This is a genomic window from Streptomyces sp. NPDC036813 (assembly GCF_055609245.1).
In genome coordinates this window covers 516,843-536,238 of sequence record NZ_JBVJPV010000001.1, presented here as the reverse complement: position 1 = coordinate 536,238, position 19,396 = coordinate 516,843, and the positions used below count along the sequence as shown (strand labels likewise).

Here is a 19,396-nt window from a genome sequence, read left to right as displayed (position 1 = left end):
GTGATGGCGGAGGACCGCGAACTGCGGGTGCGGGCGCTGCTGGAGAGCGTGCGCGCAGAGGGGCGCTCCGCGCTGACCGCGCCTGAGGGCAAGGTGATCGCCGACGCGTACGGCATCGCCGTACCCGGTGAGGCGCTGGCGCGGGACGTGGACGAGGCGGTGGCGGCCGCGGCGCGCTTCGGCGGGCCCGTGGTGATGAAGATCGTGTCACCGGACATCCTGCACAAGACCGACGCCGGCGGGGTAGTCGTCGGCATCGAGGGAGCGGCGGACGTACGGGCCGCCTTCCACCGGATCGTGCAGAACGCGCGGGCGTACGACGTCGAGGCCCGCATCGAGGGTGTGCAGGTGCAGGAGCTGCTGCCGCCCGGGCAGGAGGTCATCGTCGGCGCGGTGACCGACCCGACGTTCGGGAAGGTGGTGGCCTTCGGGCTCGGCGGGGTGCTCGTCGAGGTGCTCAAGGACGTGACGTTCCGGCTTGCGCCGGTCAGCGGCGACGAGGCGCTGTCCATGCTCGACTCCATCAAGGCGGCCGACGTGCTGCGCGGGGTGCGCGGGCAGGCGGGAGTCGACCGGTGGGCGCTCGCCGAGCAGATCCGCCGGGTGTCCCATCTGGTGGCGGACTTCCCGGAGATCGCCGAGGTGGACCTCAATCCGGTGATCGCCACGCCGGACGGTGCGGTCGCCGCGGACATCCGGATCATCCTCGCCGAGCAGCAGCCGGTCCCACGCCGTACCTACACGCGCGAGGAGATCCTCACCTCGATGCGCCGGCTGATGCAGCCCTCGTCGGTCGCCGTGATCGGCGCCTCCAACGAGCAGGGCAAGATCGGCAATTCGGTGATGCGCAACCTCGTCGACGGCGGATTCGCGGGGGACATCCATCCGGTGAACCCCAAGGCCGATGACATTCTGGGCCGCAAGGCGTACAAGAGTGTCACGGACGTTCCCGGTGAGGTGGATGTGGCCGTCTTCGCCATCCCCGCCCGGTTCGTGGCGGGCGCCCTGGAGGAGGCCGGGCGCAAGGGCATCCCCAACGCCGTCCTCATCCCCTCCGGCTTCGCGGAGACCGGCGAGCATGCACTGCAGGCGGAGATCGTGGCGATCGCCGAGCGGCACGGCGTCCGGCTGCTGGGCCCGAACATCTACGGCTACTACTCCACCTGGCAGGACCTGTGCGCCACGTTCTGCACGCCGTACGACGTGAAGGGCGGCGTGGCTCTCACCTCCCAGTCCGGCGGGATCGGCATGGCGATCCTCGGTTTCGCCCGCACCACGAAGACGGGTGTGTCGGCGATCGTCGGGCTCGGCAACAAGTGCGATCTGGACGAGGACGATCTGCTCACCTGGTTCGGTGAGGACCCGCGCACCGAGTGCATCGCGATGCACCTGGAGGACCTCAAGGACGGGCGTGCCTTCGTGGCGGCGGCGCGGGCGACCGTGCCGAAGAAGCCGGTCGTGGTGCTCAAGGCGGGCCGTACGGCGGCCGGGGCGAAGGCGGCCGGCTCGCACACCGGGGCGCTGGCGGGCGACGATGCCGTGTACGACGACATCCTGCGGCAGGCCGGGGTGATCCGGGCGCCGGGCCTGAACGACATGCTGGAGTACGCCCGCGCGCTGCCCGTGCTGCCCGCCCCGCAGGGCGACAACGTCGTGATCATCACCGGGGCCGGGGGCAGCGGGGTGCTGCTGTCGGACGCGGTGACGGACAACGGGCTGTCGCTGATGGAGATTCCGCCCGACCTGGACGAGGCGTTCCGCCGCTTCATCCCGCCGTTCGGCGCGGCCGGCAACCCCGTCGACATCACCGGCGGCGAGCCGCCGTCGACGTACGAGGCGACGATCCGGCTGGGCCTCGAGGACCCGCGCGTCCACGCGCTGGTGCTGGGCTACTGGCACACCATCGTCACGCCGCCGATGGTCTTCGCCGAGCTGACCGCGCGGGTGGTCGCCGAGTTCCGCGAGCGCGGCATCGAGAAGCCGGTGGTGGCCTCGCTCGCCGGGGACGTGGAGGTCGAGGCGGCCTGCCAGTACCTCTTCGAGCGGGGGGTCGTGGCGTACCCGTACACGACCGAGAAGCCGGTGGCGGTGCTCGGTGCGAAGTACAGGTGGGCTCGGGCGGCGGGGCTGCTCGGGGGTGGTTCATGAGGTGAGGCATCGAGGGGCCGGCCGGCGGTGCGCGTCGGCCGGCCCCCGGGACCCGCGCGCGCACGAAAGGCAATGGACAGGGGGCGCTGGCCAGAACTTTCGACGCAAGGGGTGTAGTCGTGAGAACCACCGATCCCCCCGCCTCCCCGGTGTGCCGGGAGGTGAGGGACCGCAGGGGCCGTGTGTACCGGGTCGGCGAGAGCGACGCCGACCTGCTGGGGTGCGGCCGGATCCGGATGGTCGTCCTGTCCTGGGTGGGCATGGCGGGCGTCGGTTGTGCCGCGTACGCGTGCGCCGTGGCCGGCCCCGGTGACGTACGTCTGTGGGTGCTCGCCCAGGCCGCGGTCGCCTTCCCGGCCGGGCGGCTGCGGGGCGGCGGCCGGCTGCCGGCGCGGGTGGCCGTCACCGGCGGGGCGTTCGGCGTCCTGGGCGCCTGCCTCGCGCTCGCCGTCGCGCCCGGCGCGGGGGCCGCCCGCCTGGTGGCCGGTGCGGTCGGCGGCGCCGGGGCCGGGCTGGTGTGCGCGACCTGTCTGACCCTGCCCGGCCGCTGGTATCCGGAACGCCGGGGCGGCCCGACCGGGTTCGTGGTGAGCGGGTGCGCAGTCGGCGCCGTACCGCTGCTGCCGGGCCTCGGCGGCGCCGGGCTCACCGCGACGGGCGCCGGGGCGTGCCTGGCGGTGGCGGCGGCCGGACGGCTGCTGCGGGAGCCGCCGGGCGACTGGTGGCCGCCGCATCCCCACCCGCTGCGGGTCCCGGCCGATCCCGTCGCCCGGCGCGTCCTGGCGAAGAACCCGCCCGCGGTACGCCAGCACACCCCGGGCGAGGCCGCGCGCACCCCGGTGCTGTGGCTGTCGGCGCTGTGTCTGCTGGGTGTGGCCGGTGTCGTCGTCCTCGACATGCGCCTGCTGGCCCCGCTCGGTCAGGCTGTGCCTCTCGTCGCGGGCGCCGCCGCGGGCGGGGCGGCCGGGCCGCTCTGCGACCTGATCGAACGGCGCACCGCCCTGGCCGCGGCCTGTCTGGTGCTCGGCGCCGCGCAGTTCGCGCTGCCGGTCGCCGGCCGGGCGGGCGGTGGCGCGCCGCTGGTGGCGGGTGCCGTGACCGTGGGGTTCGCCGGCGCGGCGGTCCTCGCGCTGGTCACCGCGATGACGGCGGACCACTTCGGCGAGAACGACAGCGCGAGCGTCCACGGACTGCTCGCCGGGGCCTGGCTGCTCCCCGTCCTGTCGAACTCCCCCCACCCCAGCGCCTTCGTCCTGGCGGGCGGCTCGGGGCTCGCCTGCGCCGCACTGGCTCTGTTCCTCAAGGCTCCGGGCCGGCTCAGCGCCCGGCGCGTCCTCCCCAATCCCCACCCCCTCGGCGAGGAGATGGCCTCATGACGGCTGATCCGATGGCAACCAGGAACACGCCGGCCGACCCCGGCTCGGCGGAGCGCTCGTACCGCGAAGTCACCGACACCCGGGGCCGGGTGTACCGCGTCGGCGAGACGGACCGGGACATCCTCGGCCACTCACGGAAGTTCATGGTGTACCTGCCGTGGATATCCATGATGGCCATCAGCGTCAGCGAGTACGCCTACGGCTCCGCGGAGGACACCCTGTCCGAGGCGCACGGCTGGACGCAGAGCAACACCTTCTGGATCCTGAGCGTCTGGGTGTTCTTCCAGGCAGGCATCGCCTTCCCGGCCGGCTGGCTGCGCGAGCGCGGCATCCTCACCGCGCGGCGCGCCATGTACACCGGCGCGGGCATGTGCCTGCTCGGCTTCCTGGCGCTGTCCCACCTCGACAACGTGCTGCTCGCGATCCTCGGCTTCGGTGTGGTCGGCGGGGTGGGCTCCGGACTGATCTACGCCACGTGCATCAACATGGTCGGCAAGTGGTTCCCGGAGCGGCGCGGCGCGAAGACCGGCTTCGTCAACGGCGGCTTCGCGTACGGCTCGCTGCCGTTCATCTTCATCTTCAACTACGCCTTCGACACCGGGAACTACGACGAGGTGCTCGACCTGATCGGCGTGTACGTGCTGATCGCGGTGGCGGTGTGCGCGTTCTTCTTCAAGGACCCGCCGAAGAACTGGTGGCCGGCCGACATCGACCCGCTGTCGTACTCCGGCAACTCCAAGAGCGGCGCGAGTCTGACGAAGAACCCTCCCGCCGTACGGCAGTTCACTCCGAAGGAGGCCATCAGGACCGGCATGCTGCCGCTGATGTGGATCACCATCGTGATGACCGCCGGTGTGTCGATCTTCGGGATCTCCTTCCAGGTGGACTTCGCCAAGGAGGTCGGCTTCGGACCGCTGGTCGCCGCGTCCTCGATGGGCCTGATGGCCGTCATCAACGGCGTCGGGCGGGCGGTGGTGGGCTGGCTGTCGGACCTGTGGGGCCGCAAGATCACCCTGGTGTTCGTCATCGTGGTCCTGGGCCTCGCCCAGTTCGGCGTGATCTGGGCCGGTGACGTCAAGAACGAGTGGCTGTTCCTGTTCTTCGCGTTCCTCTCCGGCTTCGGGGGCGGCGCCTTCTACCCGCTGTTCGCCGCGCTCACCCCGGACTACTTCGGCGAGAACTACAACGCCACCAACTACGGCCTGGTGTACAGCGGCAAGCTGATCAGCGGCCTGTTCGGCGGCGGCCTGGGCTCCATGGTGGTCTCGGCGTGGGGCTACAACGGGGCGTACGCGCTGGCCGGCGGGGTGTCCATGGTGGCGGCGGCGATCGCGCTGCTGCTGCGGCAGCCGGGGCGGGCGTCGACGGGCTGAGACCGACGCCGGACACCTGAGGAGGGGCCTCCCCCGCGACACCGGGGAGGCCCCTCCTCATGGGTTGCGCTACTTGCGGCGCAGGGCCGCCATGTTCCGGTAGCCGATCGCCGCGTGCTCCAGGGACTGCCCCGGGTTGGTGGCGCTGGGCGCGTTGTCCTGTTCGACCATGGGGTTGTGGTAGTTGCGGTGGCCGACACGGGAGAAGAAGGTCGTGTAGTCGATCACGCCGGTGCCGAACGGCACCATGTCGTAGCCCATGCCGTTCGTGTTGTTCACGACGCCGTCCTTGGCGTGGAAGAGCGGGTAGCGCTTGTCGTACCGCTCGACCAGGCCGGCCGGGTCGAAGATGTCCGTCTGCGTGGAGCCGTCGTGGGCGGTGTAGGTGCGGAACTTGTACTGCGCCACATGCGCCCAGAAGACGTCCATCTCCAGCCACACCAGCTGCGGGTCGGTGACGGTGAGGAAGTACTCCAGCTTGCGCAGGCCGGAGCTTCGGGTGGGCCGGCCCTGGGCGTCCAGCGGGCCGCCGTCCAGCAGGAAGCCGTAGGCAGCGTCGTGATTGTGGGTGTACAGCTTGATCCCGGCGGCGCGGGCGATCTCGCCGAGGGCGTTCCACTTGTCGGCGGCCACGTCCCAGTCGGACTTCACGGCGCTGGCGGTGGGGTCGCCACCGGTGCCCATGTGCCCCATGCCGAGGATGTTCGCGATCTCCAGGTGCTTCTTGAAGGTGTCCAGGTCGGCGCTGGTCAGCGGCCAGGACGGCGGGATGAAGCCGTGGTTGCCCTGGGCGCGCAGCCCGTAGTCGTCGAGCCAGCCGCGCAGCAGCTTCGCCCCCTGCACCGACTCCAGGTTGGCGCCACCGGGCGCATTGGCGTGCTGGCCGTAGCCCGCGAACTCGACCTGCCGGTAGCCGAACCGGGCCAGCTGCTCGAAGACCGCGCGGAAGCCGGACGGCAGGCTGCTGGTCAGCGGGTCGCGGCCGATGGCGTCGCGCACGGTGTACAGGATGATGCCGCGCCGGTCGGCGGGCACCAGCTCGTGCCCGCCGGGAGTGGCGCCGTCCGCGGCCGCCGGGGTGGCGGCGTGCACGGGGGCCGCGCCGAGGACGGGCGCGGCGATCGCGCCGGCCGCGACGGCGGTGCAGGTGCTCAGGAACGAGCGGCGGCCGATGCCGAGGGAGCGGCGCAGCTGGTCGTCGGGGGTGCGGATGTCGTTCACGGGTGCCTCTCTTCGCCATGGTGGTCCGGTCCGTCGAGACCGGCAAGGTGGAGCAGGAGGGACTTCACGTCGGTGGCCGCGACACGGTCACCGACGGCGCGGGGGGTGGAGCACAGGACGAGCGGACCGTCGTCGTCGCTCGTGGGGAGGCGGCCGTGGCTGCCGCGCACGGGTGCCGGGTCCAGCGGCACGACCGCCATGCGGTAGCGCAGGCCGAGCTTCTTGCGGGCCAGGGCACCGGCCGCGCGGAGTTTCACATACGGGTCGAGCGGGTCCATGAACAGCTCGGCCGGGTCGTAGCCGGGTTTGCGGTGGATGTCGACGAGCCGCGCGAAGTCGGGGGCGCGGGCGTCGTCGAGCCAGTAGTAGTACGTGAACCAGGCGTCCTCCTCCGCGACGGCGACGAGGTCGCCCGCACGGGGATGGTCCAGGTGGTGGGCCTTCTTGCCCTCGTCGTCGAGCAGATCGGCGATCCCGGGCAGGCCGCCGAGGGCGGCGCGGGTGGCGGCGAGGTCCTCGGAGCGGCGGACGTAGACGTGGGCGATCTGGTGGTCGGCGACGGCGAAGGCCCGGGAGGCCATCGCGTCGAGGTACTCCATGCCGTCCTGGGTGTGCACCTGGAGCAGACCGGCGCGGCGCAGGGCGCGGTTGATGTCGACCGGGCGGCGCACCGGGGTGATCCCGTACTCCGACAACGCGAGCACGGTACGGCCGTCGGCGCGGGCGTCGTCCAGCAGCGGCGCGAGGGCGGCGTCGAGGTCGGCGGCGGCGCGGTGGGAGCGCGGGTCGTCGGGGCCGTAGCGCTGGAGGTCGTAGTCGAGGTGCGGGAGGTAGCACAGTGTCAGGTCGGGCCGTCGGGAGCGGTTGATGTGCCGGGTGGCGTCGATGATCCAGCGGCTGGAGGTGAGGTCGGCCGTGGGTCCCCAGTAGTGGAAGAGCGGGAACGTGCCGAACTTCTCGGTGAGTTCGTCGTGCAGGGCGGGGGGCCAGGTGTAGCAGTCGGGTTCCTTGCGGCCGTCGGCGTAGTACACCGGGCGGGGGGTGACCGTGCAGTCGGTGTCGGCGCCCATGGCGTACCACCAGCAGATGTTGGCGACCGTGTAGCCGGGGTGGGCGCGGCGGGCGGCGTCCCACACCTTGTCGCCCTCGATCAGCGCGTTGTGCTGCCGCCACAGCAGGACGTCGCCGAGGTCGCGGAAGTACCAGCCGTTGCCGACGATGCCGTGCTCGCCGGGGTGGGTGCCGGTGAGGAAGGTGGCCTGGGCGGAGCAGGTGACGGCGGGCAGGACCGTGTCCAGGGGTGCGCGGGAGCCGTGCTCGGCGAGGGCCTTCAGGCGCGGCATGTGCTCCAGCAGGCGTGGGGTGAGGCCGACGACGTCCAGGACGAGCAGGGGGGTCGGCTCGGTGGTGTCCGTGGGGGCTGGGTCCGGTCGGCTCATGGCAGCTCCTTCAGGCCGAGGTCCGTCAGCAGGTCGCGGGCCAGCGTGAGTTCGGCGGCGATGCCGTCGACGAGTCGCTCGCGGGTGCGCGGGCGCAGCTCGGGCGGCAGTGCCTGCCAGGTGTAGGTCTCGACCTCGAGGTGGTGGGTGAGCGGGTGCGGTCCGCCGGCCAGCCGGGTCAGCGCGGCCTCGAGGACGGGCAGGGTGGAGGTCAGCGGCGGGGCGGGGTCGGCGTGCAGGGGGATGTGGAAGTGGGCCCGCCAGGGCCTGGCGTCGGGCAGCGTGTCACCGCTCAGGGCGTCGCCGAGGTCGTCGGTGCCGCGCAGACCGGTGGCGGTCAGGGTGCGGGTCTGGTGCAGGAAGCGGGGTTCGGCGAACGCGGCCAGCGCCTGCCGCACCTCGGGCAGGTGCGGCTGCTCGGCGTGCAGGGCCGCGGACAGCTGGGACTTGACCACGGGGACGCCGGCCGCGGTGAGCGCGTCCAGGGCGGCGTCCGGGTCCTCGAAGGAGGTGGCGAGGTGGCACGTGTCCACGCACACCCCGATGCGGGGATGGCGGATCGCGGCGAGGGGGGCGAGGGCGTCGCCGGTGGTCTCGATCACGCACCCGGGCTCTGGCTCCAGGCCGATCCGCACCCCGCGTCCGGTCAACTCCCGCAGGGTGTCCAGACGTTCGCCGAGCACTCGCAGTGCGTCGAGGCCGCGGTCGGTGTCCGCCGCGGTGCGCCAGGCGAGCGGCAGGGTGGAGATGCTGCCTTCGGTGACGTCGTCCGGGAGCAGGGCGGTGAGGATGCGGGCGAGGGCGGTGGTGTGGTCGAGTCGCTCGGGCTCGGACCAGTCGGGCCGGTACACGCGGTACTTGACCTCTCCGGCGCCGAATCCCTCGTACGGGAAGCCGTTGAGGGTGACGACCTCCAGGCCGCGCCGTTCGAGTTCCTCGCGCAGGCCGCGCAGCGCGGCCGGGTCGGCGGCCAGGGCGCGGGCGGCGCCCTGCGCGAGCCACAGGCCGATGCCGAGGCGGTCGCGGCCCAGGCGGCGGCGCACCGGCTCGCAGTACTCCCTCAGCTGGGCGAGGACCCCGTCGAGGGTCTCGGCCGGATGGACGTTGGTGCAGTAGGCGAGGTGGATCGTGGAGCCGTCGGGGTGGCGGAAGCGCATCGGCGTCACTCCCCGCCGCGCAGCACGGAGTTGCCCTCGTGGGTGGGCCCGGTCGCGGTGACACCGAGGGCGAGGCGGCCGCTGAGTCCGTAGAACGCGACCGGGTTGCGCCACAGGACGCGGTCCACCTCGTCCTCGGTGAATCCTTCCGCCAGCATCAGGTCGGCGACCTTGCGGGTCTTGAGGGGGTCGCTGCGGCCCCAGTCGGCGGCCGAGTTCACCAGCACCCGCTCGGGGCCGTGGGCGCGCAGGATGGCGACCATGCGGGCCTCGTCCATCTTGGTGTCCGGGTAGACGGAGAACCCCAGCCAGCAGCCGCTGTCCTTGGCCTCCTTCACCGTGGTCTCGTTGAGGTGGTCGACCAGCACCCGTTCCGGTGGCAGCGCCGATTCGCGCACCACGTCGAGGGTGCGGCGCAGACCGGCGAGCTTGTCGCGGTGCGGGGTGTGCACGAGCGCGGGCAGGCCGTGGTCGGCGGCGAGCTGGAGCTGCACGGCGAGGGCCTTGTCCTCGGCCGGTGTCATGGAGTCGTAGCCGATCTCGCCGACGGCGACCACGCGGTCCTTGACGAGGTAGCGGGGCAGTTCGTCGAGGACGGGCAGGCAGCGCGGGTCGTTGGCCTCCTTGGGGTTGAGGGCGATCGTGCAGTGGTGGGCGATGCCGTACTGGGCGGCACGGAACGGCTCCCAGCCGAGCAGGGAGTCGAAGTAGTCGTAGAAGGTGGCGGGTGCGGTGCGGGGCTGGCCCAGCCAGAAGGCGGGCTCGACCACGGCACGCACCCCGGCGGCGTGCATGGCCGCGTAGTCGTCGGTCGTGCGGGACGTCATGTGGATGTGCGGGTCGAAGATGCGCATCACCGGTCCTCCTCCTCGGTCAGGGTGAGCACGCGGCAAAGGTCGTCCGGGACGGCACGGCCGGCGGCGGTGCGTTCGGCGGCGTAGTCGCGCAGCATGCGGGCGAGTTCGGCGTCACCGCGGGCACGCCGGTCCAGGTCGGCGACCGCGTCCACGGGCACGCCGGTGAACAGGCATTTCAGTACGGCGTGCCGCCAGGCGTGGGCGTCGAGATGGCGGGCGGCGTACGGGCCGACGGCGGCGGCCAGCAGCCGGGTGTCGTTGGTGCGCAGCGCGTCCTCGACCAGCGCCACGGCGTCCGGTCCGGCCACCAGGCCGGGCAGCGCGCGCAGCACGGCGAGGCGTTCCTCGGCGGTGCCCTGGTGGTAGACGCGGGCGAGGGCGTCCGGGGCGGGGCGGGCCGCGGCGAGGATGAGGGAGCGTGCGGCCTCCGCGTGCTCGGGTCCGCAGCGCCGGCCCGCCTCGGCCAGGCGCAGTTCCCACACGGAGATCGGGCCGTGCGATCCGGGATGGTCGGTGGCCTCGGTAAGGGCCTTGTCGAGCCAGGCGCGGGCGGTGCCGGGGAGACGGCCGCGCAGCTCGTCCGCGGTGGGAGGGGTCATGAGGTGCTCCCTTGGGCGTGCCTGAGGAAGGGCAGGGAGAGCGCCGCGAAGTGCGGGCCCGCGTGGGAGTGACGGGGCAGTTCGACGACGGTGAGGCCCTGGTAGCCGGTGTCGTCGAGGGCGGCGAGCACCGGCGGGAAGTCGATCTCGCCGTCGCCGAACGGGAGGTGCTCGTGGACGCCGCGGCGCATGTCCTCGATCTGCACGTGCCGCAGCCAGGGAGCGGCGGCGCGGACGCAGTCGGCGGGCGGCAGCGGCTCCAGGCACTGGCAGTGGCCGATGTCGAGGGTGAGGCCGAGGGGTTCGGGGTCGCCGAGGGTGCGGCGCAGGCGGTGGAAGTCGTCGAGGGTGGCGAGCAGGTGGCCCGGTTCGGGTTCTACGGCGAGCGGGACACCGGCCGCGCCGGCCGCGTCCAGTACGGGTGAGATGCTTTCGGCGAGCCGCTTCCAGGCGGTGTCCTCGTCGGTGTCGTCCGGGGGGAGGCCGCTGAAGCAGTGCACGGCGTGCGCGCCGAGGTCGGCGGCGATCGTCACGGCGCGCAGCAGCAGACCGGTGCGGCGGGTGCGGTCGTCGGGGTCGGCGTCGAGCAGGGAGGGGCCGTGTTTGCGGCGCGGGTCGAGGACGTACCGGGCGCCGGTCTCCACGGTGACGCCCAGCCCGAGTCCGGCGAGCCGCCGTGCGACCCGGCGGGTGCGGGCCGCGAGGTCCGGGGCCAGCGGGTCGAGGTGCATGTGGTCGAGGGTCAGGCCGACGCCGTCGTAGCCGAGGTCGGCGAGCAGGGCGAGGGCGTCGTCGAGGCGCAGGTCGGTGAGGCCGTTGGTGCCGTAGCCGAAGCGGAGGCTCATGTGATGCTCACCCTCTTCGCGAGGCGGGCCCCGAGCGGGGCGAGTGCCGCGATGAGCAGTGCGCCGGACCGGGCGCCGGAGCGGGCGGCGAGTGCGGCCTGGAGCGGGATCGTGGCGCGGATCCCGGCGCCGACGGCACGCTGGGTCAGCGGGGGCGACGGGTTGAGCGCGGCGTGGGTGTAGGGGCGGGCGGCGGTGGCGGCGTAGAGGGTGGTCAGGGCGGGGACGAGGGGGTCGGCCCAGCGTGGGGCGGGCCGGGTGCGGGCGGTGGTGGACGTGGGGCCCGGCAGCCCGCGGGAGGCTGCGTCGCCGTGGGCTGCCGGGAGCCGGGTGAGGGTGCGGCTGAGCCATGTGGTCGCCGCGAGGGCGGCCAGCGGGGCCAGGGGTGCGCCGCCGCGGGTCTCGGTGCGCGAGACCGTGGTGACGGCGAGGGTGTGGGTGCCGAGCAGGGCCGCCGACGGCACGGCCGCGCGGGTGCGGCCCGCGGTGGCGGCCGCGCCGAGCAGCAGGTCGAGGGCGCGGGCCGCCGCCATGGCCGCGGGTCCTGCCGGGGTGTGTTTCAGGGCGAGGTCGTACGCCCAGACGGTGGCCGCGAGCGGTACGGAGACCGTGAGGGCGGGGCGGCCGGCGCGGGCGGCGAGGCCCAGGCCGGCCGCCGTGAGCGCACCGGCCGCCGTGAGGGCCGCGGCGGGGCTGACGCGGCCGGACGGGAGCGGTCGGTGCGGGCGGTCCACGGCGTCCTCGGCGCGGTCCGCCCAGTCGTTGAGGGCCATGCCGGCCTCGTACAGGCACATGGAGGCGCCGACGGCGAGGAGCGTGCGCCGGTTCGGCCGTGCGGCGGCGGCCGCGGCGCCCGCCAGGACGTCGCCCGGGACCGTGCACAGGGCGGGCAGCCGCAGCAGTTCGGCCCAGGCCCGCGGGCGGGGCCTCACCGCTGTCCCCCGCCGAGCCGCTCGGCGAACCGCAGCAGCGCCGCGTACTGCTCCCCGAGCGCCGCCGGGCCGTCCCCGACCGGGTCCTTGAAGTAGAAGCCCAGGTCGGTGAGCGGGCCGCTCAGGCCGGCCTCGTGGGCGCGGGCGGTCAGCCGGGCCAGGTCGAGGACGAGGGGTGCGGCCAGGGCGGAGTCGCAGCCCTGCCAGATGGTCTGCAGGACCATGCGTGAGCCGAGGAAGCCGTCGAAGGCGACGTGGTCCCAGGCGGTCTTGAAGTCGCCGAGGGCCGGTACGTCGTCGATGTGCACCTCGCCCTCCGGCACGGCGCCGAGGGTGTCGGTGAGGACGCGTTCCTTGCCGGCGTTCTTGGCGGCCGCGGCGGCCGGGTCGGCCAGGGCGGCGCCGTCGCCCCCGCCCAGCAGGTTGGTGCCGGACCAGGCCCGCACGGTGAGCGAGCGCTGCGCGAACATCGGCCCGAGGACGGCGCGCAGCAGCGTCTGGCCGGTCTTGCCGTCCCGTCCGGCGTACGGCAGCCCGCTCGCCGCGGCGGGGGCGGCCAGTGCCGGGTGGTGGAGTCCGGTGGAGGGGGTGAAGTTGACGTAGGGCCAGCCGGCGCGCAGGGCGGCGGCCGCGTAGAGGGAGCTGGCGGGCAACTCGCCGTCCATGGGAGCCGGTTCGGTGGAGGCGACGTTCACGACGACGACACGTGCCAGCTCGTTCCTGTGCCGGAAGCCGGTCAGGTCGGCGGTGAAGTCCTCGATGAGCCGGTCCGCGTCCCTGGTGTCGCCCGGCAGGGGTCCGCCGGGCCGGATCTCCCGGTCGGCGGCGGCCAGTTCGGCGGCGACTGCCGACGGCAGGCCGTGCGGCAGCACCCCGGCCGCGGCCAGGTGCTCGGCCCGCTTGGGCAGCGGGCAGTCGACGGTGTCGTGACCGCCGAAGACCAGCGAGCCGAGCGGGGGCCAAGAGGCCGCGGCGAACGCCGGGGTCTCGGTGACCATTCCGGTCGGTGGGTGCAGGCCCGCCGTCAGCGCGGCGCAGCCCGCCACCACGGTCGTGGCGACCGAACCGCGGGCGCCTATCAGCCAGACTCCGGTGCGGGACGCGGACATGGGCAGCCTCCTTGTCGCGTGCGAACCCTGAAAAGGGTGGGGAAAAGACGGCGGGCGGGGGTCCGGCGTCCCCCGCCCGCCGCCGCTCAGTCGCCCTCGGCGGGCAGTTCCTTGATCCGGATGTCGCGGAAGGACACCTCGTCACCGGCTCCGTGGTTCTGGATGCCGATGTGTCCGTCCGCAAGGCTCCGGGCCGGATCGGTGTTGGTGAAGTCGTTGATCTGCACGCCGTTGAGCCAGACGCGCAGGCGCTCGCCCTGCACCCGGATCTCGTACGTGTTCCACTCCCCCGGCGGGTTCAGCGCACGGTCGCGCTTCTTCAGGTCGGCGGACTGAAAGCCGTAGACGGACCCGGTGGTCTTCTCCGGGACGTCGGTGGCGTCGATCTGGACCTCGTAGCCGTTGTTCACGGCCGACCACGGGTCGTCCGAGGGCGGGAAGCCCACGAACACACCGGAGTTGTCGTCGCCGGCCGTCTTCCAGTCGAGCTTCAGGGAGTACGACCCGAAGCTCGCGTTCGCGTACCAGAGCAGGCCCAGTCCGCCGGACGAGGTGAGCGTGCCGTCCTCGGAGAGGGTGAAGGAGCCCGGGCCGGCCTGCTTCCAGCCGTCCAGCGAGGTGCCGTCGAAGAGCGGCCGGTAGCCGTTCTCCGGCCGGCAGTCCGCCTGGGCGGCACCGATCGCGTACCGGATGCCGCCCAGCAGGTGCTGCCGGAAGGCGGGGTCGGCATAGGACTCCTTGGTGTGGCCGCCGCCGGTGTAGAAGGCGCGGCCGCCCTGGTACTCCTGGCACCAGGCGATCGGGTGGTCGCCGTTCATGGTGCCGCCGCTGTACGACGACTCGTCCAGCGAGGCGAGGACATGGGCCCGCTCGCGGGGATCGGAGCGGTAGTTGTACCACTCGTCGGTTCGCTGCCAGCTGGGCCCCAGGTGCGCGGTCGCCGGGTGGGCGCGGTCCTCGACGTTCACCGTGGCGGGCTGGATCGCCGGGTGCGACTGGAAGTAGGCGCCGGCCAGGCCGCCGTAGAACGCCCAGTCGTACTCGGTGTCGGCGGCGGCGTGGACGCCGACGTAGCCGCCACCGCGGTGGACGTAGTCCTCGAAGGCCCGTTGCTGGGCGGCGTTCAGCACGTCCCCGGTGGTGGACAGGAACACCACGGCGGCGTACCTGCGCAGGTTGCCCGGTGTGAACGCGCCCGCGTCCTCGGTGGCGTCGACCGTGAAGCCGCCGCTCGCGCCGAGCTGCTCGACCGCGGCCACCCCGTCCGGGATGGAGTCGTGGCGGAAACCGGCCGTCTTGGAGAAGACCAGCACCCGCTTGCCGTCGCCGGGCTGGGAGGTCGCCGGGCCGGTGGCGCAGCCGAGCAGCAGCGCGGCACTCGCGGCGGCGGTCGTGACTCTGCCGACGGTTCGCATGACGGCCTCCTCTCAGCCGGTCGTGAAGGTGAAGTCGTCCACGTCGAACAGGGCTCCGGTGCCGCCCTTGAACACCAGGTAGAGCGTCGTGGTGCCGCGCGGTGCGCGGGACAGGCCGGCCTCGACGTCCTGGAAGGTCTCCCAGCCGCCGGTGACCGGGACGGCCGCCTTGCCGAGCAGGGTGCCGGTCGGGGAGCCGGCGCGCACCTCGAGGGTGCCGCCCGCACCGCCGGAGGAGACCCGGGCGGTGATCCTGGTGGCGTTGCTCAGGGCGTACGGCGTGAAGGAGATCCAGTCGCCGTTGTCGATGTCGCCGACGGTCCTGCCGCCGTGCGCGGTGTCCTTGGTGATGACGTCGACGCCGGAGCTGTCACCGAAGTGCTCGGCCTGGCGGTGCTTGGGCTGGGTGACGTGCCGGGCGTGCGTGGTGAGCGGGGCCTGGCCGCCGCCTCCGAGGTCGGTGTACTGGGCGTCGAAGACACCGAAGATGTTGGCGTCCTCGTCGTGGCCGCCGTCGGCGCTGGTCTGGATGGTGCCGGAGCAGCCCGTGGCGGAGGTCAGCGGGTGGCCGTGGCTGTCGTGGCCGAGGACGAAGGTGACGGTGACCTTGGAGCAGTCGATCGCCGTGCCGTCCTCGGGGTCGGTGACCTTCACCTTGAACGGGATGGCGTCACCGAAGCTGAAGAGCTGTCCGTCCTGCGGAAGTTCCAGCGTCACCTTCGGTGCGGTGTTGCCGACGACGATCTGCACGCTCGCGCTGCCGGTGCGGCCGGACGTGTCCTTCGCGGTCAGCGTCGCCGTGTAGGTGCCGTTCGTCCGGTACTTGTGCGTGGGGTTCGCCTCGGTGGACGTGGCGCCGTCGCCGAAGTCCCAGCTGTAGGTGAGGGCGTCGCCGTCCTGGTCGGAGGTGCCGGCGGAGGAGAACTGCACCTTCAGTGGCGCCTGCCCGTTGGTACGGCTCGCGGCGGCCTGGGCGACCGGGGAGTGGCCGTCGGTGGCGTTCTCGATGCGGTACAGCGCGGAGTTGTCGTCGCCGCCGAACCAGGCCAGCCCGTAGTCGAGGACGTACAGGGCGCCGTCCGGGCCGAAGGCCATGTCCATCACCTGGGTGCCGGACCAGGGGAAGGGGTTGATGGACTGCACGGCACCGTTGTCGTCGCTGACGATGCGCTTGATCCAGCGGCGGCCGAACTCACCGGCGAAGAAGTTGCCGTCGTACGCCTGGGGGAACTTCACCGGCGAATCGAGCGCCGGGTCGTAGTGGTAGACCGGGCCGCCCATCGGGGACTCGGAGCCGGTGCCGAACTCCGGCACGGAACCGCCGTCGTAGGGGATCCACGCGGGCTGGGCCGGGGGCAGGTCGGTCAGGCCGGTGTTGTGCGGCGAGGTGTTCTTCGGCGCGTTGCAGTCGAAGGCGGCGCCGGAGGTCTTGGTGGCGAAGTCGTAGTCCACGTAAGCGTCGTTGGCGCCGGTGCAGTACGGCCAGCCGAAGTTGCCGGGGCCGGTGACCCGGGCGAACTCGACCTGGCCGGCCGGGCCGCGGCTGGGGTTGGCGGAGCCGGCGTCGGGGCCGTAGTCGCCGACGTAGAGGATGCCGGTCTTCTTGTCGACGCTGAACCGGAACGGGTTGCGGAAGCCCATGGCGTAGATCTCGGGCCGCGTCTTGTCCGTGCCCGGCGGGAAGAGGTTGCCCTGCGGTATGGAGTAGGAGCCGTCCGCGTTGACCTTGATGCGCAGGATCTTGCCGCGCAGGTCGTTGGTGTTGCCGGCGGTGCGCTGGGCGTCGAAGCCGGGGTTGCGGCCGTCGCGCTCGTCGATCGGTGTGTACCCGTCGGACTGGAAGGGATTGGTGTCGTCGCCGGTCGACAGGTAGAGGTTGCCGGCCGCGTCGAAGTCGATGTCGCCGCCGACGTGGCAGCACAGGCCCCGGGTGGTGGGGACGTCGAGGATCTGCTTCTCGCTGGCGAGGTCGAGGGTGCCGTCGCTCTTCAGCACGAACCGCGAGAGCCGGTTGACGCCGTCGAAGGGCGCGAAGTCGGCGGCGGTGCCGTTCTCGGGGGCGTCGCCCGCCGGGGTGTTCATGGGCGGGGCGTAGTACAGGTAGACGAACCGGTTGTTCGTGAAGTCCGGGTCGATGCCGACGCCCTGCAGGCCCTCCTCGTCGTGGGAGTACACGGCGAGCTTGCCCGCGAGCCTGGTGTTTCCGGCGGCGTCGGTCAGGCGCAGCTCACCGTCGCGGGAGGTGTGCAGGACGGAGCGGTCCGGAAGGACGGCGAGCGACATCGGCTCGCCGACCTCCGCCTCGCCCTTGGCGAGGGTGACCTGCTGGAAGTCCTCGGCTGCGAGGGCCTGTTGGTCGGCGACGGCTGCGCCGGCCGGCGGTGTGGTGAGGGTGAGCGTGGCGCCCGCGAGCAGGGCACCGCTGAACAGCGCGAGTCCCGCGCGCAGACGTGAGCGAGGGGATCTGGTGGTGCGGTCGTTCCCGTGCACGAATGCCTCCAGATGAGGGGCTGGTTGTACGGGCGGGTGGACACGCCGGGATGCGCCGTCATCCCGGAGATGGGGGAAGGGAAGTCAGTTGCCGAACGCCGCGTCGAAGGACGCCGTCGGGGGTTCGAAGTCGTACGCCTTCAGGCGGGACAGGGCCTCGGGGGCGCCCTGCAGGCGGTCCATGCCGGCGTCCTCCCACTCCACGGAGACGGGGCCCTGGTAGCCGATGGAGCGCAGCATGCGGAAGACGTCCTCCCACGGGACGTCGCCGTGGCCGGCGGAGACGAAGTCCCAGCCGCGCCGCGGGTCGCCCCAGGGCAGGTGGGAGCCGAGGCGGCCGTTGCGGCCGTCGAGGCGTTTGCGGGCTTCCTTGCAGTCGACGTGGTAGATCCGGTCGCGGAAGTCCCACAGGAAGCCGACCGGGTCGAGGTCCTGCCACACGAAGTGGGAGGGGTCGAAGTTCAGGCCGAACGCGGGGCGGTGACCGACCGCTTCGAGGGCGCGCCGGGTGGTCCAGTAGTCGTAGGCGATCTCGCTGGGGTGGACCTCGTGCGCGAACCGTACGCCCTCGGCGTCGAAGACGTCCAGGATCGGGTTCCAGCGGTCGGCGAAGTCCTGGTAGCCGCGCTCGATCATCGCCTCCGGGGCGGGCGGGAACATCGCGACCAGGTGCCAGATCGCGGAGCCGGTGAAGCCGATGACGGTGTCGACGCCGAACGCGGCCGCGGCGCGCGCGGTGTCCTTGATCCGGGCGGCGGCCCGCTGCCGTACGCCCTCCGGGTCGCCGTCGCCCCACACCTCGGCCGGCAGGATCGCCTTGTGGCGTTCGTCGATGATGGCGTCGCACACGGCCTGCCCGACGAGGTGGTTGGAGATCGCCCAGCACTTCAGGCCGTACTTGTCGAGCAGGCCGTTCCTGGAATCGATGTAGGAAGGGTCGGTGAGGGCCTTGTCGACCTCGAAATGATCTCCCCAGCAGGCGAGTTCGAGACCGTCGTAGCCGAAGTCGCGGGCGAGGCGGCAGACCTCTTCGAGGGGCAGGTCGGCCCACTGGCCGGTGAACAGCGTGAACGGACGCGGCATGGCGGTGGCTTCTCCTCAGAGCCCGACGGGCGTGTAGACGGAGTTCTTCTCGGCGCTCTCCTCCACGGCCGCGAGCACGCGCTGCACCTGCAACCCGTCGGCGAAGGAGGGCTCGGGGCGGCGGCCGTCGGCGACCGCGTGGACGAGGTCGCGGGCCTGGTGGACGAAGGTGTGCTCGTAACCGAGGCCGTGGCCGGGCGGCCACCAGGCCTGAAGGTAGGGGTGGTCGGGTTCGGTGACGAGGATGCGGCGGAAGCCCGCGTGCTCGCCGGGCTCGGTGCCGTCGTGGTACCAGAGCTCGTTGAGCCGCTCCAGGTCGAAACAGAGCGAGCCGCGTTCCCCGTTCAGCTCGATGCGCAGCGCGTTCTTGCGGCCGGTGGCGTACCGGGTGGCCTCGAAGGAGGCGAGGGCGCCGGAGGTGAAGCGGCCGGTGAACAGCGCCGCGTCGTCCACGGTGACCGTGCCGGTGCGGGCGGCGGCGGTCCCGGCGGACAGTCCCTGGACCGCCCCCGCGGGCAGCGGGCGTTCCCGCACGAAGGTCTCCGTCAGCGCGGACACCCCGGCCAGGTGCTCGCCCGCGACGTACTGGGCGAGGTCCACGATGTGCGCGCCGAGGTCACCGAGCGAGCCGGAGCCCGCCTGCTCCTTGCGCAGCCGCCAGGTCAGCGGGAACGCTGGGTCCACCAGCCAGTCCTGGAGATACGTCACCCGCACGTGCCGCAGGGTCCCGAGCCGGCCTTCTGCGACCATGCGGCGGGCCAGCGCGGTCGCCGGGACCCGGCGGTAGTTGAAGCCGACCATCGCCACCAGACCGCGTGCCTCGGCCTGCCGGGCCGCGCGGACCATCGCCTCGGCCTCGGCGACGGTGTTGGCGAGGGGTTTCTCGCACAGCACGTGCTTGCCGGCGGCGAGCGCGGCAAGCGCGATCTCGGCGTGGCTGTCGCCGGGGGTGCAGATGTCGACGAGGTCGATGTCGTCGCGTTCGATCATCTCCCGCCAGTCGGTGACGGCCGCCGCCCATCCGTGCCGTTCTGCCGCCGCGCGCACCGCGGCAGCGTCCCGGCCGCAGATCACGGCCCGTTCCGGGCGGCGGGGCAGGTCGAACACCCGGTCCACGGTGCGCCAGCCCTGGGAGTGGGCGGCGCCCATGAAGGCGTAGCCGACCATCCCGACGCGCAGCGGCGGTCTGTCCCGGCCCGGTGAGCCGGCCGGGCTCGTCGGGCTCTGGGTCCCGTCTGACTGCTGCGGCTGTGCCATGGGGTAAGTCCTCCGTCCTCGTCGTGACGACGTCGTGGCGGTGCGGTGGGGGGTGCGGGGTGTGCGGCCCTGCCGTTCGGCGCGCCCGGTGGGGC

The 19,396-nt window shown here is 72.8% G+C and carries 14 protein-coding genes and 1 pseudogene; 3 read left to right on the top strand and 12 right to left on the bottom strand.

All coding sequences use genetic code 11. From position 1 onward, the window contains the following. Positions 1–3: 3 nt before the first annotated feature. The 3 genes from ACZ67Q_RS02260 (at position 4) to ACZ67Q_RS02250 (ending at position 4,897) form a co-directional block, all read left to right on the top strand. Complete coding sequence (locus ACZ67Q_RS02260; protein ID WP_471175282.1) at positions 4–2,148, top strand: acetate--CoA ligase family protein; 2,145 nt, start codon at positions 4–6, stop codon at positions 2,146–2,148. A 119-nt stretch (positions 2,149–2,267) separates the two neighbouring features. Then, positions 2,268–3,524, top strand: coding sequence for an MFS transporter (locus ACZ67Q_RS02255; protein WP_471175280.1), 1,257 nt, complete (start codon positions 2,268–2,270; stop codon positions 3,522–3,524). After that, a complete protein-coding gene (locus tag ACZ67Q_RS02250; protein WP_471175278.1) occupies positions 3,521–4,897 on the top strand; it encodes an OFA family MFS transporter in 1,377 nt (458 codons plus the stop codon). The genes ACZ67Q_RS02255 and ACZ67Q_RS02250 overlap by 4 nt, the downstream gene beginning before the upstream one ends. Positions 4,898–4,966: 69 nt before the next feature. Here ACZ67Q_RS02250 and ACZ67Q_RS02245 read toward each other — a convergent pair whose 3' ends face one another. From ACZ67Q_RS02245 to ACZ67Q_RS02190, 12 genes and pseudogenes are all read right to left on the bottom strand, one after another. Then, complete coding sequence (locus ACZ67Q_RS02245) at positions 4,967–6,118, bottom strand: sugar phosphate isomerase/epimerase family protein (RefSeq protein ID WP_471175276.1); 1,152 nt, start codon at positions 6,116–6,118, stop codon at positions 4,967–4,969. Then, a complete protein-coding gene (locus ACZ67Q_RS02240; protein WP_471175274.1) occupies positions 6,115–7,557 on the bottom strand; it encodes a nucleotide pyrophosphatase/phosphodiesterase family protein in 1,443 nt (480 codons plus the stop codon). The genes ACZ67Q_RS02245 and ACZ67Q_RS02240 overlap by 4 nt, the downstream gene beginning before the upstream one ends. Further along, the gene (eboE, locus tag ACZ67Q_RS02235) at positions 7,554–8,714 is read right to left on the bottom strand and encodes a metabolite traffic protein EboE (RefSeq protein ID WP_471175272.1); all 1,161 of its coding nucleotides are present in this window, start codon (positions 8,712–8,714) and stop codon (positions 7,554–7,556) included. The genes ACZ67Q_RS02240 and eboE overlap by 4 nt, the downstream gene beginning before the upstream one ends. Before the next feature lie 5 nt (positions 8,715–8,719). Beyond that, positions 8,720–9,568, bottom strand: coding sequence for a TatD family hydrolase (locus ACZ67Q_RS02230; protein ID WP_471175270.1), 849 nt, complete (start codon positions 9,566–9,568; stop codon positions 8,720–8,722). Beyond that, a pseudogene (locus tag ACZ67Q_RS02225) lies at positions 9,568–10,137 on the bottom strand (EboA domain-containing protein); the annotation flags it as partial. The pseudogene ACZ67Q_RS02225 and the gene ACZ67Q_RS02230, both read right to left, overlap by 1 nt. A 29-nt stretch (positions 10,138–10,166) precedes the next feature. After that, complete coding sequence (locus ACZ67Q_RS02220) at positions 10,167–11,015, bottom strand: sugar phosphate isomerase/epimerase family protein (protein WP_471175268.1); 849 nt, start codon at positions 11,013–11,015, stop codon at positions 10,167–10,169. Continuing rightward, on the bottom strand, positions 11,012–11,947 hold the full coding sequence (locus ACZ67Q_RS02215) for an SCO3242 family prenyltransferase (RefSeq protein WP_471175266.1): 936 nt from the start codon (positions 11,945–11,947) through the stop codon (positions 11,012–11,014). Before ACZ67Q_RS02215 ends, ACZ67Q_RS02220 begins: the two co-directional genes overlap by 4 nt. After that, entirely contained in the window at positions 11,944–13,056 is a 1,113-nt protein-coding gene (locus ACZ67Q_RS02210; protein ID WP_471175264.1) for an inositol-3-phosphate synthase, read from the bottom strand. The genes ACZ67Q_RS02215 and ACZ67Q_RS02210 overlap by 4 nt, the downstream gene beginning before the upstream one ends. An 86-nt stretch (positions 13,057–13,142) precedes the next feature. Beyond that, positions 13,143–14,471 (bottom strand): ThuA domain-containing protein, encoded by a 1,329-nt coding sequence (locus ACZ67Q_RS02205; protein WP_471175262.1) that lies wholly within the window; start codon positions 14,469–14,471, stop codon positions 13,143–13,145. A 12-nt stretch (positions 14,472–14,483) separates the two neighbouring features. Next, a complete protein-coding gene (locus ACZ67Q_RS02200; protein WP_471175260.1) occupies positions 14,484–16,961 on the bottom strand; it encodes a PQQ-dependent sugar dehydrogenase in 2,478 nt (825 codons plus the stop codon). A gap of 84 nt (positions 16,962–17,045) precedes the next feature. Beyond that, complete coding sequence (locus ACZ67Q_RS02195; protein WP_471175258.1) at positions 17,046–18,044, bottom strand: sugar phosphate isomerase/epimerase family protein; 999 nt, start codon at positions 18,042–18,044, stop codon at positions 17,046–17,048. A gap of 15 nt (positions 18,045–18,059) precedes the next feature. Next, a complete protein-coding gene (locus ACZ67Q_RS02190) occupies positions 18,060–19,301 on the bottom strand; it encodes a Gfo/Idh/MocA family protein (RefSeq protein WP_471175256.1) in 1,242 nt (413 codons plus the stop codon). Between the last annotated feature and the right edge of the window lie 95 nt (positions 19,302–19,396).